The sequence below is a fragment of the Streptomyces fructofermentans genome, assembly GCF_014651055.1.
In the GTDB taxonomy this organism is placed as follows: domain Bacteria; phylum Actinomycetota; class Actinomycetes; order Streptomycetales; family Streptomycetaceae; genus Streptomyces; species Streptomyces fructofermentans.
Genome location: NZ_BMWD01000055.1, coordinates 1 through 21238 on the forward strand (window position 1 = coordinate 1; position 21238 = coordinate 21238).

The following is a 21238-nucleotide window of genomic DNA, read 5'->3' on the forward strand; positions in this document are numbered from 1 at the left end:
GGGCGGCCGGCACCGGGCCGGCCGCCCGTCCGGTGCCGGCCGCCGCGCCGCCGGGCGGCGACTTCCCGGTCGCGTCGAGTGCGGTGCCGCTGCCCGGCCGCCGGTGGTCCCGCGGGCCGGGAGCGTCGTTCACGCCGCTCACCCGGCGGAGCTGAAGGCGTCGTCCATCTTCTTCGCCGCGTCCTTCGAGGCGGCCGCCACGTCCTTCCGTCCGCTGACGACCTCCTGGAACATCGTCGGCAGGACGAGGGAGGCGTCGATCTGCGACCAGGCGGGCGAGGCGGGCACGAACCTCGCGCCCGCGCCGAGCGTCTTCACGAAGGGCTCGACGAAGGGCTCACGCCGCGCGGCGTCCTTGCGCACGTCCGTGAACGTCGGCAGGAAGCCCATCGCGTCGAAGAGTTCACCCTGCGTCTTCTTCGCGGCGAGCCGTTCCATCAGGTCCACCGCGAGCGTGCGGTGCGTGGTGCTCTTCAGGACGCCGAGGTTGTTGCCGCCCGCGAACGCGGGGGCGATGTCGCCCTTCTTCACGCCCGGCAGCGGTACGACGGCGTACTTGCCCTTGACCTTGCCGGCCTCGACCGCCGCGTGGCTGAAGTCGCCGCCGATCGCCATGCCCGCCTTGCCGGAGGCGAACGCCGTGACGGTGTCGTTGCCGCCCATGCCCGCGCACTTGGCGGCCGGGCAGTTGTCGTCGCCGAAGAGCGAGGTGTAGGCCTTGATGCCCTTGCGGGCCGCCTCACTGTCGATCGTGGAGGCGTACGAGCCGCCCTTGCCCTCGGCGATCTCGCCGCCGTTGGCCCAGATGAACGGCATGGCGCCGTAGGTGTAGGCGCCGCCCACCGCGAGCCCGTAGAGCTCCGGCCTCGCCTGCCGGATCGCCCGGGCCGTGGTGACCAGTTCGCCCTGCGTCGTCGGCACGTCCAGGCCGAGCTCCTCGAAGACGTCGGTGCGGTAGTAGAGCGCGCGGACCCCGACGAAGTACGGGACGCCGTAGACCTTTCCGTCGACGGTGACGGACTGCCTGGCGGTCGGGTCGGTGTCCTTGGACTCGTCCCAGTCGGCGAACTCCTCGGTGACGTCGGCGAGTCCGCCGTCCTTGACGTAGCCGGCCGTGTCCGTGTTGCCGTACTCGATGAGGTCGGGAGCGCTCGCGGGATCGTTGAACGCGGCCTTGATCTTCTCCGCGCGGGTCTCGACGGGGATGTACTGGACGTCGACCTCGGTGCCCTTGTGGGCCTTCTCGAAGCCCGCGACGACGCCGTCGACCACGTCCTTCTTGGGCCCGTTGGAGACCTCCTGGAAGAGCCAGACGCGCAGGGTGCCGCTCTTGACGTCCTTGCCTCCCGACTTGTCGGAGGACCCGGGCGCGCACGCGGTCGCGGTGAGTCCCGCCACGACGAGTGCGGCGATCGGGGCGGCCGTTCGGACAGAGAGCTTCATGGGGGTGTCCTCCGGGGAGCGCGTTGCAGCATGCGCAATAGGTGTTTTGCTCTGCACAACACCCCGGAGGCTATGGAGTACATGAACATGCCCACAAGAGGTCTCAACCACTCTGTGACCGCTCGAAGCACTCCGTGCAACGGGCCGCCGGTACAGGCCGGGACAGGGCGGTACACGGCAGCACAGGGCGGCACAGGACGGCCCACCCCAGCGCAAAGGCCCCGGACGCGGCGAGGAGCAGCGTGCGGGGCCTTCGTCGGCGGTCCGGAGGTGGCAACACGGACGGAAGGGGACCGGGCGGGACGGGAGGGCTGAGCGGCAAGGGCCTCCCGCCGGACGTGCCCGGTCCGCCGCACCCCGCGGCGGAACGCCCAGGCCCCGCCCCGGACTGCCGGGCGCACCGTGACCCGAGGGCCGGGCGCACCGTGACCCGAGGGGGCCACGGGTGCGCGGGGGCGCTACTTGTCGCCGCCGCCCTTGCCCTCGTCGCCGCCGGCGCCCATGGACTCGTAGATCTCCTTGCACATGGGGCACACGGGGTACTTCTTCGGGTCGCGGCCCGGCACCCACACCTTGCCGCAGAGCGCGACGACGGGCGTGCCGTCGAGCGCGCTCGCCATGATCTTGTCCTTCTGGACGTAGTGGGCGAAGCGCTCGTGGTCCCCGTCGCCGTGCGACGTCTGCGGCGTCGGCTCCACGAGGGTCCCCGTCCCAGTGCCTCGCTGGGGCTGGGTCTCAGGCTCAAGAGTGCTCATAGACGCAAGAGTACTGAAGGCTCCGGTCATCAGTTGAGCGAAGGGTCGTCCGGATACGTGGCCACCATGGCCAACTCGCTGCGCTGGCGGCGCAGCACCTCGCGCCACAGCCGTTCCGGAGCGGGCGACGACACGTCCCCGGGTTCGGACTCGACGACGTACCAGGCGCCCTCGCCCAGCTCGTCCTCCAGCTGCCCGGGGCCCCAGCCCGCGTACCCGGCGAAGATCCGGAGCGACCCCAGGGCCGAGGCGAGCAGCTCCGGCGGTGCCTCCAGGTCCACCAGGCCGATCGCGCCGTGCACCCGCCGCCAGCCCAGGGGCGCCCGCTCCACGGAGGAGCCGCCGGGGATCACCGCCACCCCGAGCGCCGAGTCGAGCGAGACGGGGCCGCCCTGGAAGACGACGCCGGGCTCCCCCGCCAGGTCCGCCCAGCCCGCGAGGATGTCACCGACGTCGACCGGGGTGGGGCGGTTGAGGACGACGCCCAGGGAGCCCTCCTCGTCGTGGTCGAGGAGCAGCACCACCGCGCGGTCGAAGTTGGGGTCCGCCAGGGCGGGCGTGGCCACGAGCAGTCGCCCTGTGAGCGAGGACACCTCGGTCATGCCTGACATGATCCCGCATCTTCGCCGCGCGGGGGGAGGCAATACCGGTACCCGGGTGAATGCAGCTCAGGGCGTACGGAAGCAGGCGGAGCGCACACCCCGGACGGTGACCCCTCGTGTCCGATTAGGAGCGGTTCGTGTTGTGGCGAAGCTGGGACGTCCCAGGGGCGCACTTGGGCTTACTCAAGGGGGGTAGGCGGCCATTACGCTTGCTCCTCCGGCCCATGCCCAACTCATCGGAACGCGAGATACATGACCGTCAACGGCTCAGACGACGTACTCCTTGTCCACGGCGGAACCCCGCTCGAGGGTGAGATCCGTGTCCGCGGTGCGAAGAACCTCGTACCGAAGGCCATGGTCGCCGCGCTGCTCGGCAGCGCTCCGAGCCGGCTGCGCAACGTCCCCGACATCCGTGACGTACGGGTGGTGCGCGGGCTGCTGCAGCTGCACGGGGTGACGGTCCGGCCAGGAGAGGAGCCGGGCGAGTTCGTCCTCGACCCGTCGCACGTGGAGAGCGCGAACGTCGCGGACATCGACGCGCACGCCGGCTCGTCGCGCATCCCGATCCTGTTCTGCGGCCCGCTGCTGCACCGCCTCGGCCACGCGTTCATCCCGGGCCTGGGCGGCTGCGACATCGGCGGCCGGCCCATCGACTTCCACTTCGAGGTGCTGCGGCAGTTCGGCGCGAAGATCGAGAAGCGGGAGGACGGCCAGTACCTGGAGGCTCCGCAGCGGCTGCGCGGCACGAAGATCGCGCTGCCCTACCCGTCCGTCGGCGCCACCGAGCAGGTGCTGCTCACGGCCGTCCTCGCGGAGGGCGTCACCGAACTCTCGAACGCGGCCGTGGAGCCGGAGATCGAGGACCTGATCTGCGTCCTGCAGAAAATGGGCGCCATCATCGCGATGGACACCGACCGCACGATCCGCATCACGGGCGTCGACAAGCTCGGCGGCTACACCCACGCGGCCCTCCCGGACCGCCTGGAGGCCGCCTCGTGGGCTTCCGCGGCCCTGGCGACCGAGGGCAACATCTACGTCCGCGGCGCCCAGCAGCGCTCGATGATGACGTTCCTGAACACCTACCGGAAGGTGGGTGGCGCCTTCGAGATCGACGACGAGGGCATCCGCTTCTGGCACCCGGGCGGCCAGCTCAAGTCGATCGCCCTGGAGACGGACGTGCACCCGGGCTTCCAGACGGACTGGCAGCAGCCGCTCGTCGTCGCCCTGACGCAGGCCACGGGACTGTCGATCATCCACGAGACGGTGTACGAGTCCCGTCTCGGCTTCACCTCCGCGCTCAACCAGATGGGCGCCCACATCCAGCTCTACCGCGAATGCCTCGGCGGCTCGAACTGCCGCTTCGGCCAGCGCAACTTCCTGCACTCGGCGGTCGTGTCGGGCCCGACCAAGCTCCAGGGCGCCGACCTCGTGATCCCCGACCTCCGCGGCGGCTTCTCGTACCTGATCGCGGCACTGGCGGCCCAGGGCACCTCCCGGGTGCACGGCATCGACCTGATCAACCGCGGCTACGAGAACTTCATGGAGAAGCTCGTCGAGCTCGGCGCGAAGGTCGAGCTGCCCGGCAAGGCCCTCGGCTAGCGGCTTCCCCCGCGGGGTCCCGGACGCCCGGGACCCCGCGGGAACGCGATGGGGCGGTCACCCGGATCGGGTGACCGCCCCATTGGCGTCGGTACGCCTCGTACGTCGTCCCGGACGTACGGAGGGCCTTACTTGCCCTTGGCGGCTTCCTTGAGCTTGCTGCCCGCGGAGACCTTGACGCTGTAGCCGGCGGGGATCTGGATCGGGTCGCCGGTCTGCGGGTTGCGCGCGGTGCGAGCGGCACGGTGGGTGCGCTCGAAGGTCAGGAAGCCGGGGATGGTGACCTTCTCGTCGCCCTTGGCGACGATCTCGCCGACGGTCTCGGCGAACGCGGCCAGAACGGCGTCGGCGTCCTTGCGGGTCACCTCGGCGCGGTCGGCCAGCGCGGCCACCAGCTCACTGCGGTTCATGTTGTTACTCCCGTGTTCTTCTTGCCGTTGAGGCGTGAGATCGAAGCCGATGCTGCCAGGGCCCTCGGTCGGTCCCCGGACCCGGGTCCGTAGCCAGACCCTCGCGCCCGAAGACGCATCCTGCCCCCACCTGCGGCGGGAAAGCCAATCCGGCACCCCTGGGAGTCACACGAAAAGCGCCACTGCCTCGAAATGGTGACGCTCCGTCCGCTCCCGGCAGCGGACCGCAGGGCCCGAACAACCCCGGTGGCCCGCAGGGACTCAGCCATGGCCGCCACCCTAGAGGCGGCCGCAGGCCCCGCGTTCCGCGACGCGCCGGTGCCCCGGGCGCCGTGGCCCCTGTCACAACAGGCCGCGCCCCCATGGGGACCCGGCCCTCCGGTCGTCGTGCGGCTCCGCCGCGAGGGCGGTACCAGCCCACCACCCGGGACGGTGAAGACGCAAGCCGGGGGCCGCCCGTCATGGGCCGTCAGGGGGTGTCGGACGACGGTTCGACGGGCGGTCCGGCGACGCCCCGCGAGCGGGCCGGCGGTGTGCGCCGGGTCGATCGCGGGGTGCGCGCCGGGTCGTTCAGGGGGTGGTCGCGGCCGAGGCGCCCGCGGCCTTCGCCGCGTTGCGCACCGCGCCCGCGACCGCGCCCGCGACCTTGTCGTTGAACACGCTGGGGATGATGTAGTTCGGGTTCAGCTCGTCCTCCGTCACCACGTCCGCCAGGGCGGTCGCGGCGGCGAGCATCATCTCCGTGTTGACCGTGCGCGACTGCGCGTCCAGCAGACCGCGGAAGACGCCGGGGAACACCAGCACGTTGTTGATCTGGTTCGGGAAGTCGGAGCGGCCGGTGGCCACGACGGCGGCCGTCTGGCGGGCGACTCCCGGGTCGACCTCGGGGTCGGGGTTCGCGAGCGCGAACACGATGGCGCCCTCGGCCATGGCGGCCACGTCGGTGCCGTCCAGCACGTTCGGGGCCGAGACGCCGATGAACACGTCGGCGCCGCGCACGGCCTCCTTGAGGGTGCCGGTGACGCCCTCGGGGTTGGTGTTGTCGGCGATCCAGCGCAGCGGCGAGTCGGGGGCCGCCCGCACCAGGTCCTCGCGGCCCGCGTGCACGACACCGTGGATGTCGGCGACCACGGCGTGCTTCACACCGGCGGCGAGCAGCAGTTTCAGGATGGCCGTACCGGCCGCGCCCGCACCCGACATGACGACCCGGATGTCGCCGATCGCCTTGCCGGCCACCCGCAGCGCGTTCGTCAGGGCCGCGAGCACGACGATCGCCGTGCCGTGCTGGTCGTCGTGGAAGACCGGGATGTCCAGGGCCTCGCGCAGCCGCGCCTCGATCTCGAAGCAGCGGGGCGCGGAGATGTCCTCCAGGTTGATGCCCGCGAAGCCGGGGGCGATGGCCTTCACGATCTCGACGATCGCGTCGGTGTCCTGGGTGTCCAGGCACAGCGGCCAGGCGTCGATGCCGGCGAACCTCTTGAACAGGGCCGCCTTGCCCTCCATGACGGGCAGCGCGGCCTTCGGGCCGATGTTGCCGAGGCCCAGCACCGCGGAGCCGTCGGTCACGACCGCGACGGAGTTGCGCTTGATGGTCAGCCGGCGGGCGTCCTCGGGGTTCTCGGCGATCGCCATGCACACCCGGGCCACGCCGGGCGTGTAGATCATCGAGAGGTCGTCACGGTTGCGGATGGGGTGCTTGGACGCCATCTCGATCTTGCCGCCGAGGTGCATCAGGAACGTACGGTCGGAGACCTTGCCGAGCGTGACGCCCTCGATGGTGCGCAGCTTGCCCACGATCTCGTCGGCGTGCGCGGTGGAGCTGGCCGCGATGGTGACGTCGATACGGAGCTTCTCGTGGCCCGAGGCCGTGACGTCGAGGCCGGTCACCGAGCCTCCGGAGGACTCGACGGCCGTGGTGAGCTGGGAGACCGCGGTTCCGCTCGCGGGCACCTCCAGCCGGACCGTCATCGAGTAGGAGACGCTGGGCGCCGTTGCCATGGCCGACTTCCTCTGCTTTCACGGGGTACTGCGAGCACTACTGGTTCGCGGGTTTGCCGTTCGATCGTCGCACCTACCACCGAGTACGTGGTAGCCGCCCCGGATTGCGAACGTTTTGTTCTCCGGACGGGAGGAGCAGGAACCGGACGGCCGGGAAGCGGGACGCGGGGGGACCGGGCGATACGGCGAACGGGAGGAACAGCGAGAGGCCCACGTCACCGCGTGACGTGGGCCTCTCGTCCGCCGTGCGGCTCGCGCCGTACGACATCGGTCAATGACACCGACCCGCCATGCTCGCCTCGCGGCAAGTGGTCGCTCGTAGCGACGAAGGTTGGGCCCGGGGGCTTGGATCGGGCCGGTGTCACGTCAAAGGTAACAAACGATCCCCGTAAGGCAATTCCCGTACCGGAGGTTCACAGGGAGGCCGCGCGGTCCCGGAACCCCGGGCGCCGCCGTCCGCGGCCGTGCCGGGCCGCCCGGGCCGCGCCCGGCCGCGCGGGTCCCGTGCCCGCGGGACCCGCCGGGGACCGGGCGGCGGAGGACCCCCGCGGCCCCGTCCCCGGCCGCCCGCACCCGCGTCAGTCCCGCAGCAGGTCGGGCACGCCGTCCGCGTCCGGTTCGTCGCGGTCCGCCGAGACGACGGTGAGCTGCTGGGTGGCCCGGGTCAGGGCGACGTAGAGCACCCGCAGCCCGGCCGGCGACTCGTCGGCGATCTCCGCGGGCGAGACGACCACCGTGGCGTCGTACTCGAGGCCCTTGGCCTCCAGGCTGCCGAGCGCCACCACCCGGTCGCCGAGCCCCGCGAGCCAGCGCGCGGCCTCCGCCCTGCGGTTCATGGCGACGACCACGCCGACCGTGCCGTCCACCTGGTCGAGCAGCCGCGCCGCCTCCTCCCGCACGGTCCTCGCCAGGGCGTCCCGCGCCCCGCCGCCCTGCGCCCTGCGCGTCGTGACGAACCGCGGCCGCACGCCCGTCGAGCGGACCGCCGACGGGGACTCGGAGCCCGGCATCGCGAGGGCCAGCACCTTGGCCGCCAGCTCGGCGATCTCCGCCGGGTTGCGGTAGTTCACGGTGAGGGTGAAGCGGCGGCGCGGGCGGCTGCCGAGTGCCTCGTCGCGGGCCTCCGCCGCCTCGTCCGGGTCGGACCACGACGACTGGGCGGGGTCGCCGACGACCGTCCAGGTGGCGTGCCGGCCGCGGCGGCCGATCATGCGCCACTGCATGGGCGTGAGGTCCTGCGCCTCGTCGACGATGACGTGCGCGTACTCCGTGCGCTCCTGGGCCAGCCGCTCGGCGCGCTCGCGCTGCGTCTCCTCGCGCCCGGGCATCAGCTCCTCCAGGCCCGTGAGCTGGTCGAGCGGGTCGTACTCGCGCTTGCGGCGGGGCCTGGCCGGGGTGCCGAGGATCGCCTGGAGCTCGTCGAGCATGGCCACGTCGTGCACGGAGAGCCCGTCGCGCTTGAGGGAGCGCGCCACGCGCCGCACCTCGCCGGGGTTGAGGATGCGCCGCGCCCAGCGGCCGAGCCGCCGCTCGTCGGACATGGCCTCCACGACGGCGCGGGGGGTCAGCTCGGGCCACCAGGAGTCGAAGAACTCGATGAAGCTGTCCTCGGTGCTGACGTCCTCGTCGAACGACGAGCGCAGTTCGGCGGCCAGCTCGGGGTCGGTGTGCCGGGTGCCGGCGCCGGACTGCGCCCACAGGGCGTCGAGCAGCAGCTTGCGACCGCGCGGGCGCAGCAGGTTCACGGGCGCGGTCCCCGCGAGCGCGGTGTCGCGGACGCGGTCCAGCTCGCGGGCCTCCAGTTCGAGGCGGCGCCCGAAGGCGACGACCCGCAGGCGGGAGGGCGTGGCCCGGTGCTGCCGTGCGCCCGCGGCCCCGTCCCCACCGTTCTCTGCGCCCTCTGCGCCGTCTGCGCCGTCTGCGTTCTCCTCGCCGAACGCGAGCTGCCCGCTCCCGACCCCGGCGGCCCGCCCGGTGGCGGCGGCCGGTGCCTCCAGGGCGCCGCGAGCGGCCTTCCGCAGCACCTTCAGCATCCGGTACGAGCCCTTGGCCCGGGCCACCGCCGGAGCGTCGTACAGCGTGGCCTCGGCGCCGTCGACCAGGGAGCCGACCGCGCGGATGGCGACCTGCCCCTCCTCGCCGAGGGAGGGCAGGACGCCCTCGGTGTAGGCGACGAGCAGGGGCGTGGGCGAGACGATGAGGATGCCGCCCGCGTACCGTCTGCGGTCCTGGTAGAGCAGGTACGCGGCCCGGTGCAGGGCCACCGCGGTCTTGCCCGTGCCGGGTCCGCCCTCCACGTACGTCACCGAGGCGGCGGGCGCGCGGATGACCATGTCCTGCTCGGCCTGGATGGACGCCACGATGTCCCGCATGGTGTGGCTGCGGGCCTGGCCGAGGGCGGCCATCAGCGCGCCGTCGCCGATCACGGGCAGTTCGCCGCCCGCGAGCGTGGCCTTCAGCTCCGGACGCATCAGGTCGTCCTCGACCCCGAGGACCCTGCGGCCCTTGGAGCGGATCACCCGGCGGCGCACGACCCGGCCGGGGTCGACCGGGGTGGAGCGGTAGAACGGCGCGGCCGCGGGGGCCCGCCAGTCGATGACCAGGGGCGCGTACTCCGCGTCGAGGACGCCGATACGGCCGATGTGGAGGGTCTCGGCGATCTCCGCGGTGTTGTCGGGCCGTACGGCGCCCTCGGCGGGTTCGACCGCCGTGTAGGCGCCGTCCGGGCCCTTCTTGCCGTCCTTGCCGAGGAGGAGGTCGATCCGTCCGAAGAGGAAGTCCTCGAACTCGTTGTTCAGGCGGTTGAGGTGGATACCCGCCCGGAACACCTGCGCGTCGCGCTCCGCGAGTGCTCCGGGCGTCCCGACCTGACCGCGCTGGGCGGCGTCGTTCATCAGGAACTCCGCCTCGTGGATCTTTTCCTCAAGGCGCTGGTACACCCGGTCCAGGTGTTCCTGCTCGACACCGATCTCGCGGTCGCGCACCGAGTCGACCACTGGATCGAGCGCCGTTTCCTGCTGAACCTGAGCGGCCACCGGGCCCCCTTCTGACGTGCATGGCAGCCGTCAACCGTACGCGAAGGGGAGCCCGTGAGGCTACGTATCCGCTCGTGATCCGCCTACACGTCGACCTCGACCAGCTTCTTGCCGTCGAAGGTCATGACCTCGAAGTGGTCGATGTCCGTGGGATCCATGGCCACGCCGCCGTGCACGTAGAGCGGGTTGCGGGCCTGCTCGGTGGCGGCGTTCTTGATGCCGTAGCCCCACTTCGGGACGGCCCAGGTGGTCGCCGTCTCGCGGTCGCCGTTCTTACCGACAGCGATCAGTGAGCACTTCTCCGGGCCCGTGACGTTCTTCAGTTCCAGCACCGCGTGGGTGCCCCAGGCCTTGCCCTCCATGCCGACCGTGGCGCTGACCTCGGTCTTCGGGTCCGTGGCCTCGGCCTTGTCCCGCATGTGCGTGAACGCGTCCTTGGCGGGACTCGCGGACTGCAGGGGCTGGGCCGACTGATTCGTGTCACCACCCGTGACGCCGATCGCCGTGACGGGACCGCCGATGATGAGCGCCGCCGCGGCGGCGACCAGGTAGAAACCGCGCCTGCGCTTCTTGGCGCGGCGCTCGGCCACCTCGTCGACCAGCCGGTCGGCGAGCCGCGGGCTCGGACGCGCGGCCAGGGAGTCACCGATGGCCGGTGTGCCCTGTGCGGCCGGCAGGTCCGCGAGGGCGGCCAGCATCGGCTCCATCCCGGCGAGCTCGTCGAGCTGCTGCGCGCACCACTCGCAGGTCGCGAGATGCGCTTCGAAGGCCGTGGCCTCCACGTCGTCGAGAATGCCGAGGGCGTAGGCGCCGACGGTCTCGTGCAGATCGCCCTGCCCTTGCGAACTTTGCATGGGTCCAGGACTACCCGTTCCGAATCCCCCGTATGTGTTCATGCCGTCACCCCCCGCTCCTCCAGTGCGAGCTTCATCGAACGCAGGGCATAGAAAACCCGTGAGCGGACCGTGCCGCTGGGTATCCCGAGCGTTTCGGCAGCCTCGTTAACGGTACGCCCCTTGAAGTACGTCTCGACCAGTACCTCCCGGTGCGCGGGGGTAAGGTCGTCGAGCGCGTCAGAGAGTGTCATCAGCCACAACGCCTTGTCGATCTCGTCCTCCGCGGGAATGACCTCCAGCGGCGACGGGTCCACCTCCTGCGGCCGGGCCTGCCGGCTGCGGTGGCCGTCGATGACGATGCGCCGGGCGACCGTCACCAGCCAGGGGCGTACCGAACCGGTAGCTCGGTTGAGCTGACCGGCGTTCTTCCAGGCGCGGATGAGCGTCTCCTGTACGACGTCCTCCGCACGCTGCCGGTCCCCGGCGACCAGCCGCAGCACATAGGCGAGCAGAGGTCCGGCGTGTTCGCGGTACAGCGCACGCATCAGCTCCTCGTCCGGCTCCGAGGGCTGGGACATGCGATGTCGGGCCCTCGGCAATCGTTCATCGGCCACGGCGGAATCCTTGCGCACGCCTACCTCCGGTGTCCGGGGGATCCCCCAGTCGGTCGCTCATCTCCGGATACGGGCGCAGGCGTTGCGCTGTTCAAAGTGACGGGAAATCTTTGTGAGGAGCACGAGGTTTCTCTCTCCTCACAAGCTCCACAAGTGCTTCACGGGGGTTCCACGGAGGATCCTAAGCCCGTTCGAGGGCAGCCCTGCGCCGGTGGCGGGCAACTCTTTCCCGATTTCCGCACACTTCGCTGGAGCACCACCTGCGACGACGCCCCCTGGACGTATCCAGATACACGATCGGGCAGTTGTCTCCCTCACACTGCCGCAGACCCGCGCGTGCCACCGGATCGGTCAGGAGTTCCACCAGGTCGCGGGCGACGGCCGCCAGGAGGGCCGCGCAGGCGGGCGGCCCGTCCAGCGCGCGGACGAGCGAGCCGCCCGCGTCCCACACCGCACGGGGCACGGGCGGTGCGGCGGCGGCGAGTTCGTTCACCCGGCCCAGCGCGATCGCGGTCGGCCGGGCGTCCCGGGAAGGCTCCCCGCGCACCAACTGTCCTATATGACCTCTGAGTTCCCTAAAGGCCACCAGCCAGGACGAATCGGCCGCCGTGAGCGGGGTGTCCGCGGGGACGAGGCCGGATCCGGCGATCCAGGCCCGCAACGGCCCCGCAGCGTCGAGCCGTTCCTCGGGGTGCGTGGTCGCCAGGAGATCGAGACAGAGCCGCCCGGAGTCGAACCGCAGCTCGTACGACGCCGTGGCCGAGGCCAGTGCCATGTGCCTGTCACCGCCTTGGGGGTTACCGCCCCGAGGGGCGGTTGCGGGGATCGGTGAGGAGGGAACGCCGGTGGGGGTGGGTGTGCGGGGCCGTACTCCTACAGTGCCCTCCCCCGCGCGCGGCGGGAAGCCCCGCGCCGGGCGGGCGTCGGACTGGACGCCCGCTTATGCGGGCGCGCTTCGGGAGCATGTCGGCCGGACCCGCCCCGCGGTTGACTCGGCGACATGACAGCGGACGCGGTGAACGGAAACGGCACGGACCACACGGAAGGCACGGAAGGCACGGAAGGCACGGACGGGACGGACGGGACGGACGGGACGGCGGGCCCGACCGGCATGACCGGCGCGACCGGCGCGACCGGCGCGCCCGGCGCGAGAGACACGGACAGCGCAGCCGGCGCGAACAGCCCTCGGAGCGGGGCGGCCGGTGCGGACAAGCCGGCCGGTGCTGCCGGTACTGCCGGCACTGCCGGTACGGACGCGCGGCGGACCGGCGCCGGGGGCGTCCTGGTCGCGGCCACGGTCACCACGGGCCTGGTCGCGGGACTCTTCTACGCCTACGCGTGCAGCGTGATGCCGGCGCTGGCCCGCAGCGACGACCGGGTCTTCGTCGAGGTCGTCCAGAACGTCAACGACGTCATCCAGAACCCCGTGTTCCTCCTCGCCTTCACCGGGGCACCGCTGCTGACCGCCGTCTCGGCGTGGCGACTGCGCGGCACCCCGCGCCCGCGCCGGTGGGTGTACGCCGCGCTCCTCGCCCACGGACTAGCGTTCCTGGTCACGGTCGCGCTGAACATCCCGCTCAACGACCGGCTGGCCGAAGCCGGGACTCCGGCCACGGCCGCCGGGGCGTCCGCCGTGCGCGAGGAGTTCGAGGACCCGTGGGTGGCCTGGAACGTCGTACGGACCGTGCTGTCCGCCTGCGCGCTCGGCCTGCTGGCGCGAGCCCTGGTCCTGTACGGGCGCGCCGGGCGTCCGGCGGGCAGCGGCCGTCAGACGTCGGCGTACTTGGCGTCGGCGGCCGGATCGAGCGCCAGGCGGTAGCCCCGCTTGACCACGGTCTGGATGAGCTTGGGCGCCCCGAGCGCCGTACGCAGCCGGGCCATCGCGGTCTCCACCGCGTGCTCGTCCCGTCCCGCGCCGGGCAGCGCCCTCAGCAGCTCGGCCCGCGCGACCACCCAGCCGGGCCGCCTGGACAGCGCCCGCAGCAGCGACATCCCGGCCGGCGGCACGGGCCGCAGCTGATCGTCCACCAGCACCGCGTGCCCCCGGATCTCCACCCGGTGGCCGGCGATCGGCAAGGTCCGCGCCCGCGAAGGAAGCTCCTGACACAGCAGTTGTACGAGCGGGCCGAGCCGGAACCTCTCCGGCTGGACCGTGTCGATGCCGCGGGCCTGCAGCGGCAGCGCGGTGACCGGGCCGACGCAGGCGGGCAGCACGTCGTGGTGCAGGGCGGCGAGCAGCTCGGGCAGCAGCCCGCGGTCCTCCGCGCGGCCGAGCAGCGAGGTGGCGGCCAGCGCGCTGGTGAAGGTCACCGCGTCGAGTCCGCGCGCGACCGTCGCGTCGAGCAGCCGGTCCACGGGCCCGATGTCCTCCGGGGGCATCCACCGGTACACGGGTACGCCGACGACCTTCGCACCGCCGACCCGCAGCGCCTCGACGAAACCGGGCAGCGGCTCCCCGTGCAACTGGACCGCGATACGCCGGCCCTCCACCCCTTCCTCCAGCAGCCGGTCGAGCACCTCGGCCATGGACTCGGAGGACGGCGACCACTCCTCGGTCAGCCCCTGGGCACGTATGGCGCCCTTCACCTTGGGTCCGCGGGCGAGCAGTTCGACGTTCTGGAGCATGGCCAGCAGTTCGCCGCCCAGACCCCACCCGTCGGCGGCCTCGACCCAGCCCCGGAACCCGATCGCCGTGGTCGCCACCACGATGTCCGGTGTCTCGCCCAGCAGTTGCCGGGTCGCGGCGAGCAACTCGCTGTCGTCGGCCAGCGGCACGATGCGCAGGGCGGGCGCGTGGCTGACGGCCGCCCCGCGCCGCTGGAGCAGTGCTCCGAGTTCGTCGGCGCGCCGGGCCGCGGTCACCCCTACGGTGAACCCCGCGAGGGGGCCGTGGTCCTGCCGGTCCGGTCGCTGCTGTGATCGCTGAGGTTCCTCGTACATGGCTCTCGTCCCGCTCGAGTGGTGTCCGTCCCCGCCACCCGCAGGGTGGGGGCGTCCTGCTCCGGGCGTTCTCCGTGCGCCCCCTCGGCCCGCCTCGTGGCGGACGACCGAGCCTGCCAACACCGCGTGACAGGCTCGGTTCCGCTTGATGTCACCCGTGTTACGTCACACCTCGGCGTAGCTGAGCTGCGCCTTCGTCTCCGAGGCGGATGTGGCGTGGGTCTCGGCCGGCGCGGGGCGGCGAAGGTATACGGCCCAGGTGACGGTGAAGCAGACGGCGTAGAAGGCGAGGAAGGCGACGAAGGCCCCCGTACCGGAGCCCACGGTCAGGAACGACTGCCGGAGGGCGAGGTTGATGCCGAGGCCCCCGACCGCGCCGACGGCTCCGATCAGCCCCATCGAGGCACCCGACAGACGCCGCCCGTACGAGGCCGCCGCCTCCCCGGTCAGCCCGAGGGCGACCGCCTTGGCCTGGAAGATGCCGGGAATCATCTTGTACGTGGACCCGTTGCCGAGCCCGCTCAGCACGAACAGCACGATGAACGCCGTGGTGAACAGCGGGAGCGACTTCTGCATGGACGCGACCACGACGACGGCGGTCGCGGCTCCCATGCCGACGAAGTTCCCCAGGGTGATCCGGGCGCCCCCGTACTTGTCCGCCAGCCAGCCGCCCACGGGCCTGATCAGCGATCCCAGCAGCGGGCCGATGAAGGTGACGTACGCGGCCTGGAGCGGTGTGCGCCCGAACTGGGTCTGCAGGACGAGGCCGAAGGCGAAGCTGTAGCCGATGAACGACCCGAACGTCCCGATGTAGAGGAACGACATGATCCACGTGTGCGGGTCCCGGACGGCCTCCTTGGCGGCGCCGGTGTCGTTCTTCACGGACGTGATGTTGTCCATGTAGAGGGCGCCGAGCACGGCCGCCACGACGATCAGCGGGATGTAGATGCCCAGCAGCACGCGCGGTCCGCCGGCGGCGCCGATGACCGCGAGGGCGACGAGCTGCACCACGGGTACGCCGATGTTGCCGCCGCCCGCGTTCAGGCCGAGGGCCCAGCCCTTCTTCCGCAGCGGGAAGAAGGAGTTGATGTTGGTCATGCTGGAGGCGAAGTTGCCGCCGCCGACGCCGGCGAGCATGGCGCACGCCAGGAAGGTGCCGAACGAGGTGCCGGGCTCCATCACGACGAACGCGGCGGTGGTCGGCAGGAGCAGCAGGCTGGCCGAGACGATGGTCCAGTTCCGGCCACCGAAACGGGCCACCGCGAAGGTGTACGGCACGCGGACGACGGCACCGACCAGGGTGGCCATCGAGATGATGAAGAACTTGTCGGCCGGGGTGAGTCCGTACTCGGGCCCCATGAAGAGCACCATCACCGACCACAGGGTCCAGATCGAGAACCCGATGTGCTCGGAGAGGACCGAGAAGAGCAGGTTGCGACGGGCGACCTTCTCCCCCGTCTCCCGCCAGAACGTCTCGTCCTCCGGGTCCCACTGCTCGATCCAGCGGCCCCCCTTGCGCGGTGCGATGCTGCTGCTCGGGGCTGTCATCTCACGCCTCCACATGTCAACGGGTGGTGAACCCGAAGGTAGGGATGGCGCGTTTCCGCACTGTGCCCACGAGTGACCACGGAGGAACTTTGCGCTCACCCGGGGGCGGGGGGCGCGGTGAGGGTTCGGGTGCGCGGTCGTCGGAGGGCCGGGGTCAGGGCCCGGCCCGCATGGCCTCGACCTCGACCTCGGCTGCGGCCTCGGCGAGGGGGTCGTCGAAGCTCACCGTCCCGGCGATCCGCCGAAGGATCGCGCGGTACTGCTCCCGCCGGGCCACGGCGGTGGTGCTCAACGTGAGGACTGCCATGCGCTTGCAATCGGGGTGCGGCGCGTGGGCGTGGATCTGCAGCAGGGGATGCCGCGGAAGCCCGCTGCCGGGCGACGCCACGCGAATGGTCTCGCTGACCGTGACGGGCCCGCAGGGCAGCTCGAGGAACTCGACCCGCTCGTGCCTTTCGACCCCGGCGACGGCCCGGGCTGCGGTGACCCCACGAGGCGCGACGGGCGTGTCACACCAGGAGAGGGTGAGGAGCGAGAGAAGGGGCTGACTCCCCATACCCGCAGCAGAGTCGTTCACGTCATCGCGGTGCAGTCCGATCGAGCAGTTCACGGTCCCGATCCCGCACAGGGCCCCCAGGTACTGCTGCGCCGACGAGAAGCACGCGATGAACTGCTGCCGTACGAGTTCGGAGGGAGCAGATTCGAGCAACGGCGCAACCGCAGTGCGCAGTTCGTCTCCCGCCGACGTGCCGTGTCGGGGCAGCAGAGCTTGGAGAGGCAGCGCGGTGAAACCAGGAGGTTCGGCGTACCAGAGTTCTGCGTCCGGGTCTTTGGCGGAGTCATCAACAACAAAAATGGCGGCGTCCATTCAGCATGCCTGGTAGCGGAGTCATGAACGACCAACAGGCCGAATCGTCGTCAGTTGAGAGTCACCCTCTCGCTCGGGAACTGCGCTCCGGCGCGGCGGGCTCGATCGAGGTCGACGGCAGAGACATTCTCGCCTGATTTCCGAGCATCACCCCCCTTACCCAGCGCAGAGGGCTGGTACAGGAAGTGAAGTCGCCGTGGAGTACCGCTCTTTCTACCGGAAACCGCGACCACACCGAGGAATCGTGAATCTCCTGCGAACCACAGCGGATCCAGTTGAGACTTTAGTCCGGAATCGGTACGAGGTCCTCCAATGCGCCGCATCCACCAAGAGGCTCGGTGATGCTTGACGAAAACAAGCGGAATCCCCTCATTCGAATCTCCGCGAGTTGGCAATTCGATCCAGATCCCCTTTGCCTCGGCAGCCGGATGATCCCCCAGACCACGCCGCACTTGCCACAGGATTCGCCACGGATACTCCTGCATAACTCTCAGCATGCGCATACCTGTGAACACTTGGGTCAACTGGATCACCGTGCGATAGAAGGAGTAGCAGAGAAGCGGGACGAACAGGAAGCCGAAAACTGGCGACAGCCATACAACGAGCACGTACAGCAGACCAATCAAAGCCGTGATCCAACCACCGAGACCGACAATACTCATGGCCATATGACCACACCAAGCTCGGCGAGTGGGCGCGTGTTCCCAAGCCGTTTCGCAGGCGGCGAGACTCAATGTGGCTACCTTTCACGACAGGTATCAGAAAGCATGGCGGGCGAGGTTGGCGATTCCCCCGTTGTCCAGGATCAGGCGTGTTCCATCGATCCCGGCAACGGTTCCGTCCTTGATTCCGTCGTCATCTGCGTCGGTTGCCGAGTTGTACAGGCCGAAGCCTCCGGTGCCCGCGCCCGTCAGACCGGATGCCACCGCAACAGAATCGGCCGCCCGGTCAGGATTTCTGGCACCGCGAACCGACCATGCGACCAGCGAGTTGTCCAGACTGCTCACAGTTCGCGCCTCACTCATCGTGGCGGATCCGTACATCGCCATCTTCCGCCCGACGCTAAGGACTTCAGCGCTCTGATTCACTGCACGGGCACCAACGAATACTCCCTTGCCGACGGCTCCGATTCCTGGCAGCGTGCCCGCCAGATCTGATCCCACCGAGACAGCATTGCTCCAGAAGTCGGCATCGAGTTCACCCTTGGTGAATCCGTCCTTCAGCGACTCCCAAGCTTCAGGATTGGCAAATAGACGCAGCCCGAGCGCCGTGGCACTCAAAGCCGATGTCGCAAGCATCAGTGCCGCGACCATTGCAATTCCCAACGGTCCGGCGAAAATGATGGCCACCAGCCCGACAACCCCCGCCACGAAGCTCAGGATGTCCGGGAGGTTGTCGCTGAGCCAGTCGAGGGCCGAGTCGAAGCAGCCGGGCTCGCGCGGGACGAGCTTCCTCGTCGCCTCGCGGATCCTCGTCGCCCGGTGCTCCGCCTGCCGCTCATGCTCCTCGGCCAGCCTGCGCGCCCTGCCGAGGATCTTCTCCAGTTCGGCCTCGGCCTCGTCCACCGCCGTGTTCGCCCGCGTCAGAGCCCTCTGCGCGTCCTCGCCCCCGGCCCCCTTCTTCTCCAGGTCCGGGTCGTCCCCCGCCGTGGCCGCCCGCCCCCGCGCGGACCCCACCGCCTCCCGCGCGGCCTTGGCCTCCTCCTCCAACCGCCGGGCACGGCACTGGAACTCGTCCAGCTCGCCCTCCCACAGCTTCAGCTGCCTGGCCGCCCTGCCGAGCGAGTGCGCCGCGTTCTTCAGGTTCAATGGCAGGGTCCCACCGTCCAGTTGCTCCCGGAAGGCGACCGCGGCATCGCCCTTCCAGTAGCTCCCGTCCATCAGCCTCGTGACCAGGTCCCGCGTCTCCTCCAGGACCTTCGCGCAGCCGGTGAGCCTGACATGCAGACCCCGCACCGTCTCGGTACTGCCCGGCACGGGGTCGAAGCCCAGATGCGGATAGTCAGCGTTGGGCATCCGGGGCGAGGACTTCAGCCCCTGTGGAAGCGCGTTGTCCTTGGCGTCCCGGGACCTGGCCAGCGGCCGCCCCGGTTCGAGACCGGACGTCACCGTCACTTCGCCCCACCGCCGTTCCGGGCGTTCCGGAGCGCTTCCTCGAGAGCCCTGTCGACCTCGCGGTAGCTGTCACGGCTCTTGCCGATGATCTCGGCCAGGTCCTCGGTCTGCCTGCCGATCTCCTCGGAGCCGTACTTCCAGTCCTCCTGGAACTGCTCGCAGGCGACATCGAGGTCGTCCGTACCGAGTCCCGTGACACCCGCCCCCGACAGCGCCTTGCGGACGCCCCTCAGCGAGTCGGTCGACCTGCCGAGCATCCGCATGAACCGCCCGAGCTCGTCCCCGTCAACAGCCAGCCGCTCCGCCACGCGTCCCGCCCCCGCTCACCCGCACCGCTGCGAGGCAACGACGCTAGCCGCAGGTCAGCCGCCTCGCGCGGGCCGCGGTCGGCCCGGGGCGGGCGGTTGACGGCACGCGAACGCCGGGTGGCCGCGGCCCCGCTCCGCACTCTCGCGGCACGGCGGGCCCGCGGCACCCGGCGCGGTTCACCCGAAACGGTGGGCTCAGCGGTTGACGGCCTGGATCTCCTGCACGACTACGGCCTGCTCGGCACCGAACTCGCCGTCGGGCAGCGCCTGCTCGGCGTTGACGCCCGTGCCCGTCCAGTGGATCTTCCAGGTCAGGGTCGCCCGCAGCGGGTACGAGCCGTCGCCCGAGGACCGCAGGTACCGCACACCGCAGGGCGGGGTCTCGTCCGACTTGCCCTTGGCGTACGGCTCGCCGATGCGGCCCTTCTCGAACTGGCACGTGCCGGAGGCGGGATAGGTGTCCGCGTCCTCGGTACCGGGGTCGATCTTCAGGGAGTACGGCTCGGCAGTCGTCGTCGCCTCAATGCCCAGTGCGGGTACGGAGGCAGTGACCGACACCGGCTTGAACTCCGCGCCGTCCAGCCAGGACCAGGTCGGCAGGTTCACCTTGGTCGTCCCCGCGGGCGCGAGGGTGACCTCGGTGCCCGGTACGCGGATCTCGGCGTAGGCGAGTTGGGCGAGTATCTCCGGAGTGATCGCGTTCTCGATGTCGGCGGGCGGGGGCTGCCCCTCGTCCACCCAGAAGATCTGCTCCTTGCAACTGTCCCAGCCGGCCGGGTACTCGTCGTTGACGTACGAGTCCCACCAATAGCCCTTGCCGGCCTTGTCCTTGTTGAAGTCCTTGTAGGGCTTGCCCTCGGAGTACCGGTCGCGCTGGCTCGCGTCCCACTCGTGGCCGGTGGAGCCGGCCTCCCAGATCGGCTCCAGGTACGCCTTGAGCTGGTCCGGCGTGTACTTGGGCGCGTACCAGCAGGCGGGCGGGCTCCAGGACGTGGTGGGGGTGACGGCACCCACCGTTCCGCCACGGCCGTTCTTGGACCGATCGAAGACGATGCCTCCGGCGGTGGCGGAGATGGTGTCGTCGTGGACCCCGCCCGACGGGCCGTTGCCTCCGTCCCCGCCCACCGAACCACCGGTGGGCGGAGTGCGGTCGGCGTTGGCGACTGGCGCCGAGAACGTCAGGGCTGTGGTCGACACGAGCAGGACCGCGGCCACGCGGGAGAGTCGGATCATCGCTGGCACCTGTCCGCACCACGGGTAGAGACGATCTTCACGAGTTCCCAGACCCCCTTGTCGTTCTTCTCCACCTGCACGCCGTAGGCGACGTAACTGTCCTTCGTCACCTTCGTCTTCTTGACCTCGCCGGTCTTGATGACCTTGCTGAAGCCCTTGCTCTCGTCTGCGCAGTAGCTGAGCGAAGCGGAATTCTTGGAGCTCACCGTGACCTTGCGGTCGAAGTAGCGCACCTCACCGGTGATGGTCCAGCCCGCGTCCTTGAAGGAGTCGACCCACTTCTGGGCGGCGACCGCTCCCTCGCCTTCCGTGTAGAACTCCAGGGCCGGAAGCCTGGGGTTCTGGGCCACGATCGCGGCGTCGAGCGCACGGACGTACTCCGCGTTGTCCTTCAGCACGGCGTCCTGGACGCTGTCACCCGACTTGTCCGGGGTGAAGGCATACGTCAGATCCCCCGGCAGTTCGATCTTCGGACGGTCCGCGGACGCGGCAGGAGGGGCCGAGGGGGACTTCGACGCGTCGCCGGTGTCGGCGCCGGCGATCTTGTCGTTGTCCTTGTCCTTGGAACTGTCGTCGCTGCCGCACGCGGTCAGCGTCAGGGCCGCGGCGGCGGTCAGCGCGATCGCTGCGAGCAAGGTGGGGCGGCGGTTCACGGACGGCTCCCGGTGAGGCGAGGGATTCACGAGCGGAGCCACGCTACCGACGGTGCCCGAGCGACACCAGAGCGAATTACGGGGACCGCCCGGAAAAATGCGTATCAGTCCGCACAGACCCCAGCCCCCCGGCGACGAAACTGTGACATCAACGCGCCCCCGCGGGGCCCGACTTGGCCGGAGCAAACAGCTGATCCGGGCCAACTCGCCCCCGGGTGGCGGAGGATCGCCCCCGGAACGTCGAAGGGCGGGTTCCCCGTCGTGGACGCAACCGCGTCCACG

The 21238-nt window shown here is 70.6% G+C and carries 19 protein-coding genes; 2 read left to right on the plus strand and 17 right to left on the minus strand.

The window, feature by feature from the left end; genetic code table 11:
• Nucleotides 1-138: 138 nt before the first annotated feature.
• The 3 genes from IE265_RS37190 to IE265_RS37200 form a co-directional block, all read right to left on the minus strand.
• Nucleotides 139-1443, minus strand: a complete 1305-nt coding sequence (locus tag IE265_RS37190; RefSeq protein WP_190040219.1) for an extracellular solute-binding protein — start codon at nt 1441-1443, stop codon at nt 139-141.
• Between the two features lie 458 nt (nt 1444-1901).
• A complete protein-coding gene (locus tag IE265_RS37195; RefSeq protein ID WP_055614622.1) occupies nt 1902-2198 on the minus strand; it encodes a DUF3039 domain-containing protein in 297 nt (98 codons plus the stop codon).
• 29 nt (nt 2199-2227) lie between these two features.
• Nucleotides 2228-2800 (minus strand): YqgE/AlgH family protein, encoded by a 573-nt coding sequence (locus IE265_RS37200; protein ID WP_190040233.1) that lies wholly within the window; start codon nt 2798-2800, stop codon nt 2228-2230.
• A 252-nt stretch (nt 2801-3052) separates the two neighbouring features.
• On the opposite strand from IE265_RS37200, the gene murA reads away from it, so the two are divergent.
• Nucleotides 3053-4399: a UDP-N-acetylglucosamine 1-carboxyvinyltransferase gene (gene murA / locus IE265_RS37205; RefSeq protein ID WP_190040220.1), complete on the plus strand. Its 1347-nt coding sequence runs from the start codon at nt 3053-3055 to the stop codon at nt 4397-4399.
• Nucleotides 4400-4527: 128 nt separating this feature from the next.
• Here murA and IE265_RS37210 read toward each other — a convergent pair whose 3' ends face one another.
• The 6 genes from IE265_RS37210 to IE265_RS37235 all read right to left on the minus strand — a co-directional run bounded on the left by IE265_RS37210 (nt 4528) and on the right by IE265_RS37235 (nt 12067).
• Nucleotides 4528-4809, minus strand: a complete 282-nt coding sequence (locus tag IE265_RS37210) for an HU family DNA-binding protein (RefSeq protein WP_007382399.1) — start codon at nt 4807-4809, stop codon at nt 4528-4530.
• A 570-nt stretch (nt 4810-5379) separates the two neighbouring features.
• Nucleotides 5380-6807 (minus strand): NAD-dependent malic enzyme, encoded by a 1428-nt coding sequence (locus tag IE265_RS37215; RefSeq protein ID WP_190040221.1) that lies wholly within the window; start codon nt 6805-6807, stop codon nt 5380-5382.
• A 578-nt stretch (nt 6808-7385) separates the two neighbouring features.
• Nucleotides 7386-9842 (minus strand): HelD family protein, encoded by a 2457-nt coding sequence (locus tag IE265_RS37220; RefSeq protein ID WP_190040222.1) that lies wholly within the window; start codon nt 9840-9842, stop codon nt 7386-7388.
• Between the two features lie 83 nt (nt 9843-9925).
• Nucleotides 9926-10696, minus strand: a complete 771-nt coding sequence (locus tag IE265_RS37225; RefSeq protein ID WP_190040223.1) for an anti-sigma factor family protein — start codon at nt 10694-10696, stop codon at nt 9926-9928.
• A gap of 38 nt (nt 10697-10734) precedes the next feature.
• Nucleotides 10735-11256: a sigma-70 family RNA polymerase sigma factor gene (locus IE265_RS37230; protein WP_010039908.1), complete on the minus strand. Its 522-nt coding sequence runs from the start codon at nt 11254-11256 to the stop codon at nt 10735-10737.
• 217 nt (nt 11257-11473) lie between these two features.
• Complete coding sequence (locus tag IE265_RS37235) at nt 11474-12067, minus strand: CGNR zinc finger domain-containing protein (RefSeq protein WP_190040224.1); 594 nt, start codon at nt 12065-12067, stop codon at nt 11474-11476.
• A gap of 225 nt (nt 12068-12292) precedes the next feature.
• Here IE265_RS37235 and IE265_RS39435 point away from each other — a divergent pair, with 225 nt between their 5' ends.
• A complete protein-coding gene (locus tag IE265_RS39435) occupies nt 12293-13111 on the plus strand; it encodes an anthrone oxygenase family protein (protein WP_373303114.1) in 819 nt (272 codons plus the stop codon).
• On the opposite strand, the gene IE265_RS37245 is transcribed toward IE265_RS39435, so the two are convergent.
• The 8 genes from IE265_RS37245 to IE265_RS37280 form a co-directional block, all read right to left on the minus strand.
• Nucleotides 13060-14232 (minus strand): uroporphyrinogen-III synthase, encoded by a 1173-nt coding sequence (locus IE265_RS37245; protein ID WP_190040225.1) that lies wholly within the window; start codon nt 14230-14232, stop codon nt 13060-13062. The two genes, IE265_RS39435 and IE265_RS37245, sit on opposite strands and share 52 nt — an antisense overlap.
• A 165-nt stretch (nt 14233-14397) precedes the next feature.
• Nucleotides 14398-15780 carry a nitrate/nitrite transporter gene (locus IE265_RS37250; RefSeq protein ID WP_190040226.1) on the minus strand — a complete coding sequence of 461 codons (1383 nt, stop codon included), beginning with the start codon at nt 15778-15780 and terminating at the stop codon, nt 14398-14400.
• 154 nt (nt 15781-15934) lie between these two features.
• Nucleotides 15935-16648 (minus strand): hypothetical protein, encoded by a 714-nt coding sequence (locus IE265_RS37255; protein ID WP_190040227.1) that lies wholly within the window; start codon nt 16646-16648, stop codon nt 15935-15937.
• Nucleotides 16649-16698: 50 nt separating this feature from the next.
• Nucleotides 16699-17316, minus strand: a complete 618-nt coding sequence (locus IE265_RS37260; RefSeq protein ID WP_190040228.1) for a hypothetical protein — start codon at nt 17314-17316, stop codon at nt 16699-16701.
• A gap of 90 nt (nt 17317-17406) precedes the next feature.
• Nucleotides 17407-18762, minus strand: coding sequence for an ATP synthase subunit B family protein (locus IE265_RS37265; protein WP_190040229.1), 1356 nt, complete (start codon nt 18760-18762; stop codon nt 17407-17409).
• On the minus strand, nt 18759-19070 hold the full coding sequence (locus tag IE265_RS37270) for a hypothetical protein (protein ID WP_190040230.1): 312 nt from the start codon (nt 19068-19070) through the stop codon (nt 18759-18761). The genes IE265_RS37265 and IE265_RS37270 overlap by 4 nt, the downstream gene beginning before the upstream one ends.
• Before the next feature lie 195 nt (nt 19071-19265).
• Nucleotides 19266-20312 (minus strand): hypothetical protein, encoded by a 1047-nt coding sequence (locus IE265_RS37275; RefSeq protein WP_373303115.1) that lies wholly within the window; start codon nt 20310-20312, stop codon nt 19266-19268.
• Nucleotides 20300-20956 carry a hypothetical protein gene (locus IE265_RS37280; protein ID WP_190040232.1) on the minus strand — a complete coding sequence of 219 codons (657 nt, stop codon included), beginning with the start codon at nt 20954-20956 and terminating at the stop codon, nt 20300-20302. The genes IE265_RS37275 and IE265_RS37280 overlap by 13 nt, the downstream gene beginning before the upstream one ends.
• Between the last annotated feature and the right edge of the window lie 282 nt (nt 20957-21238).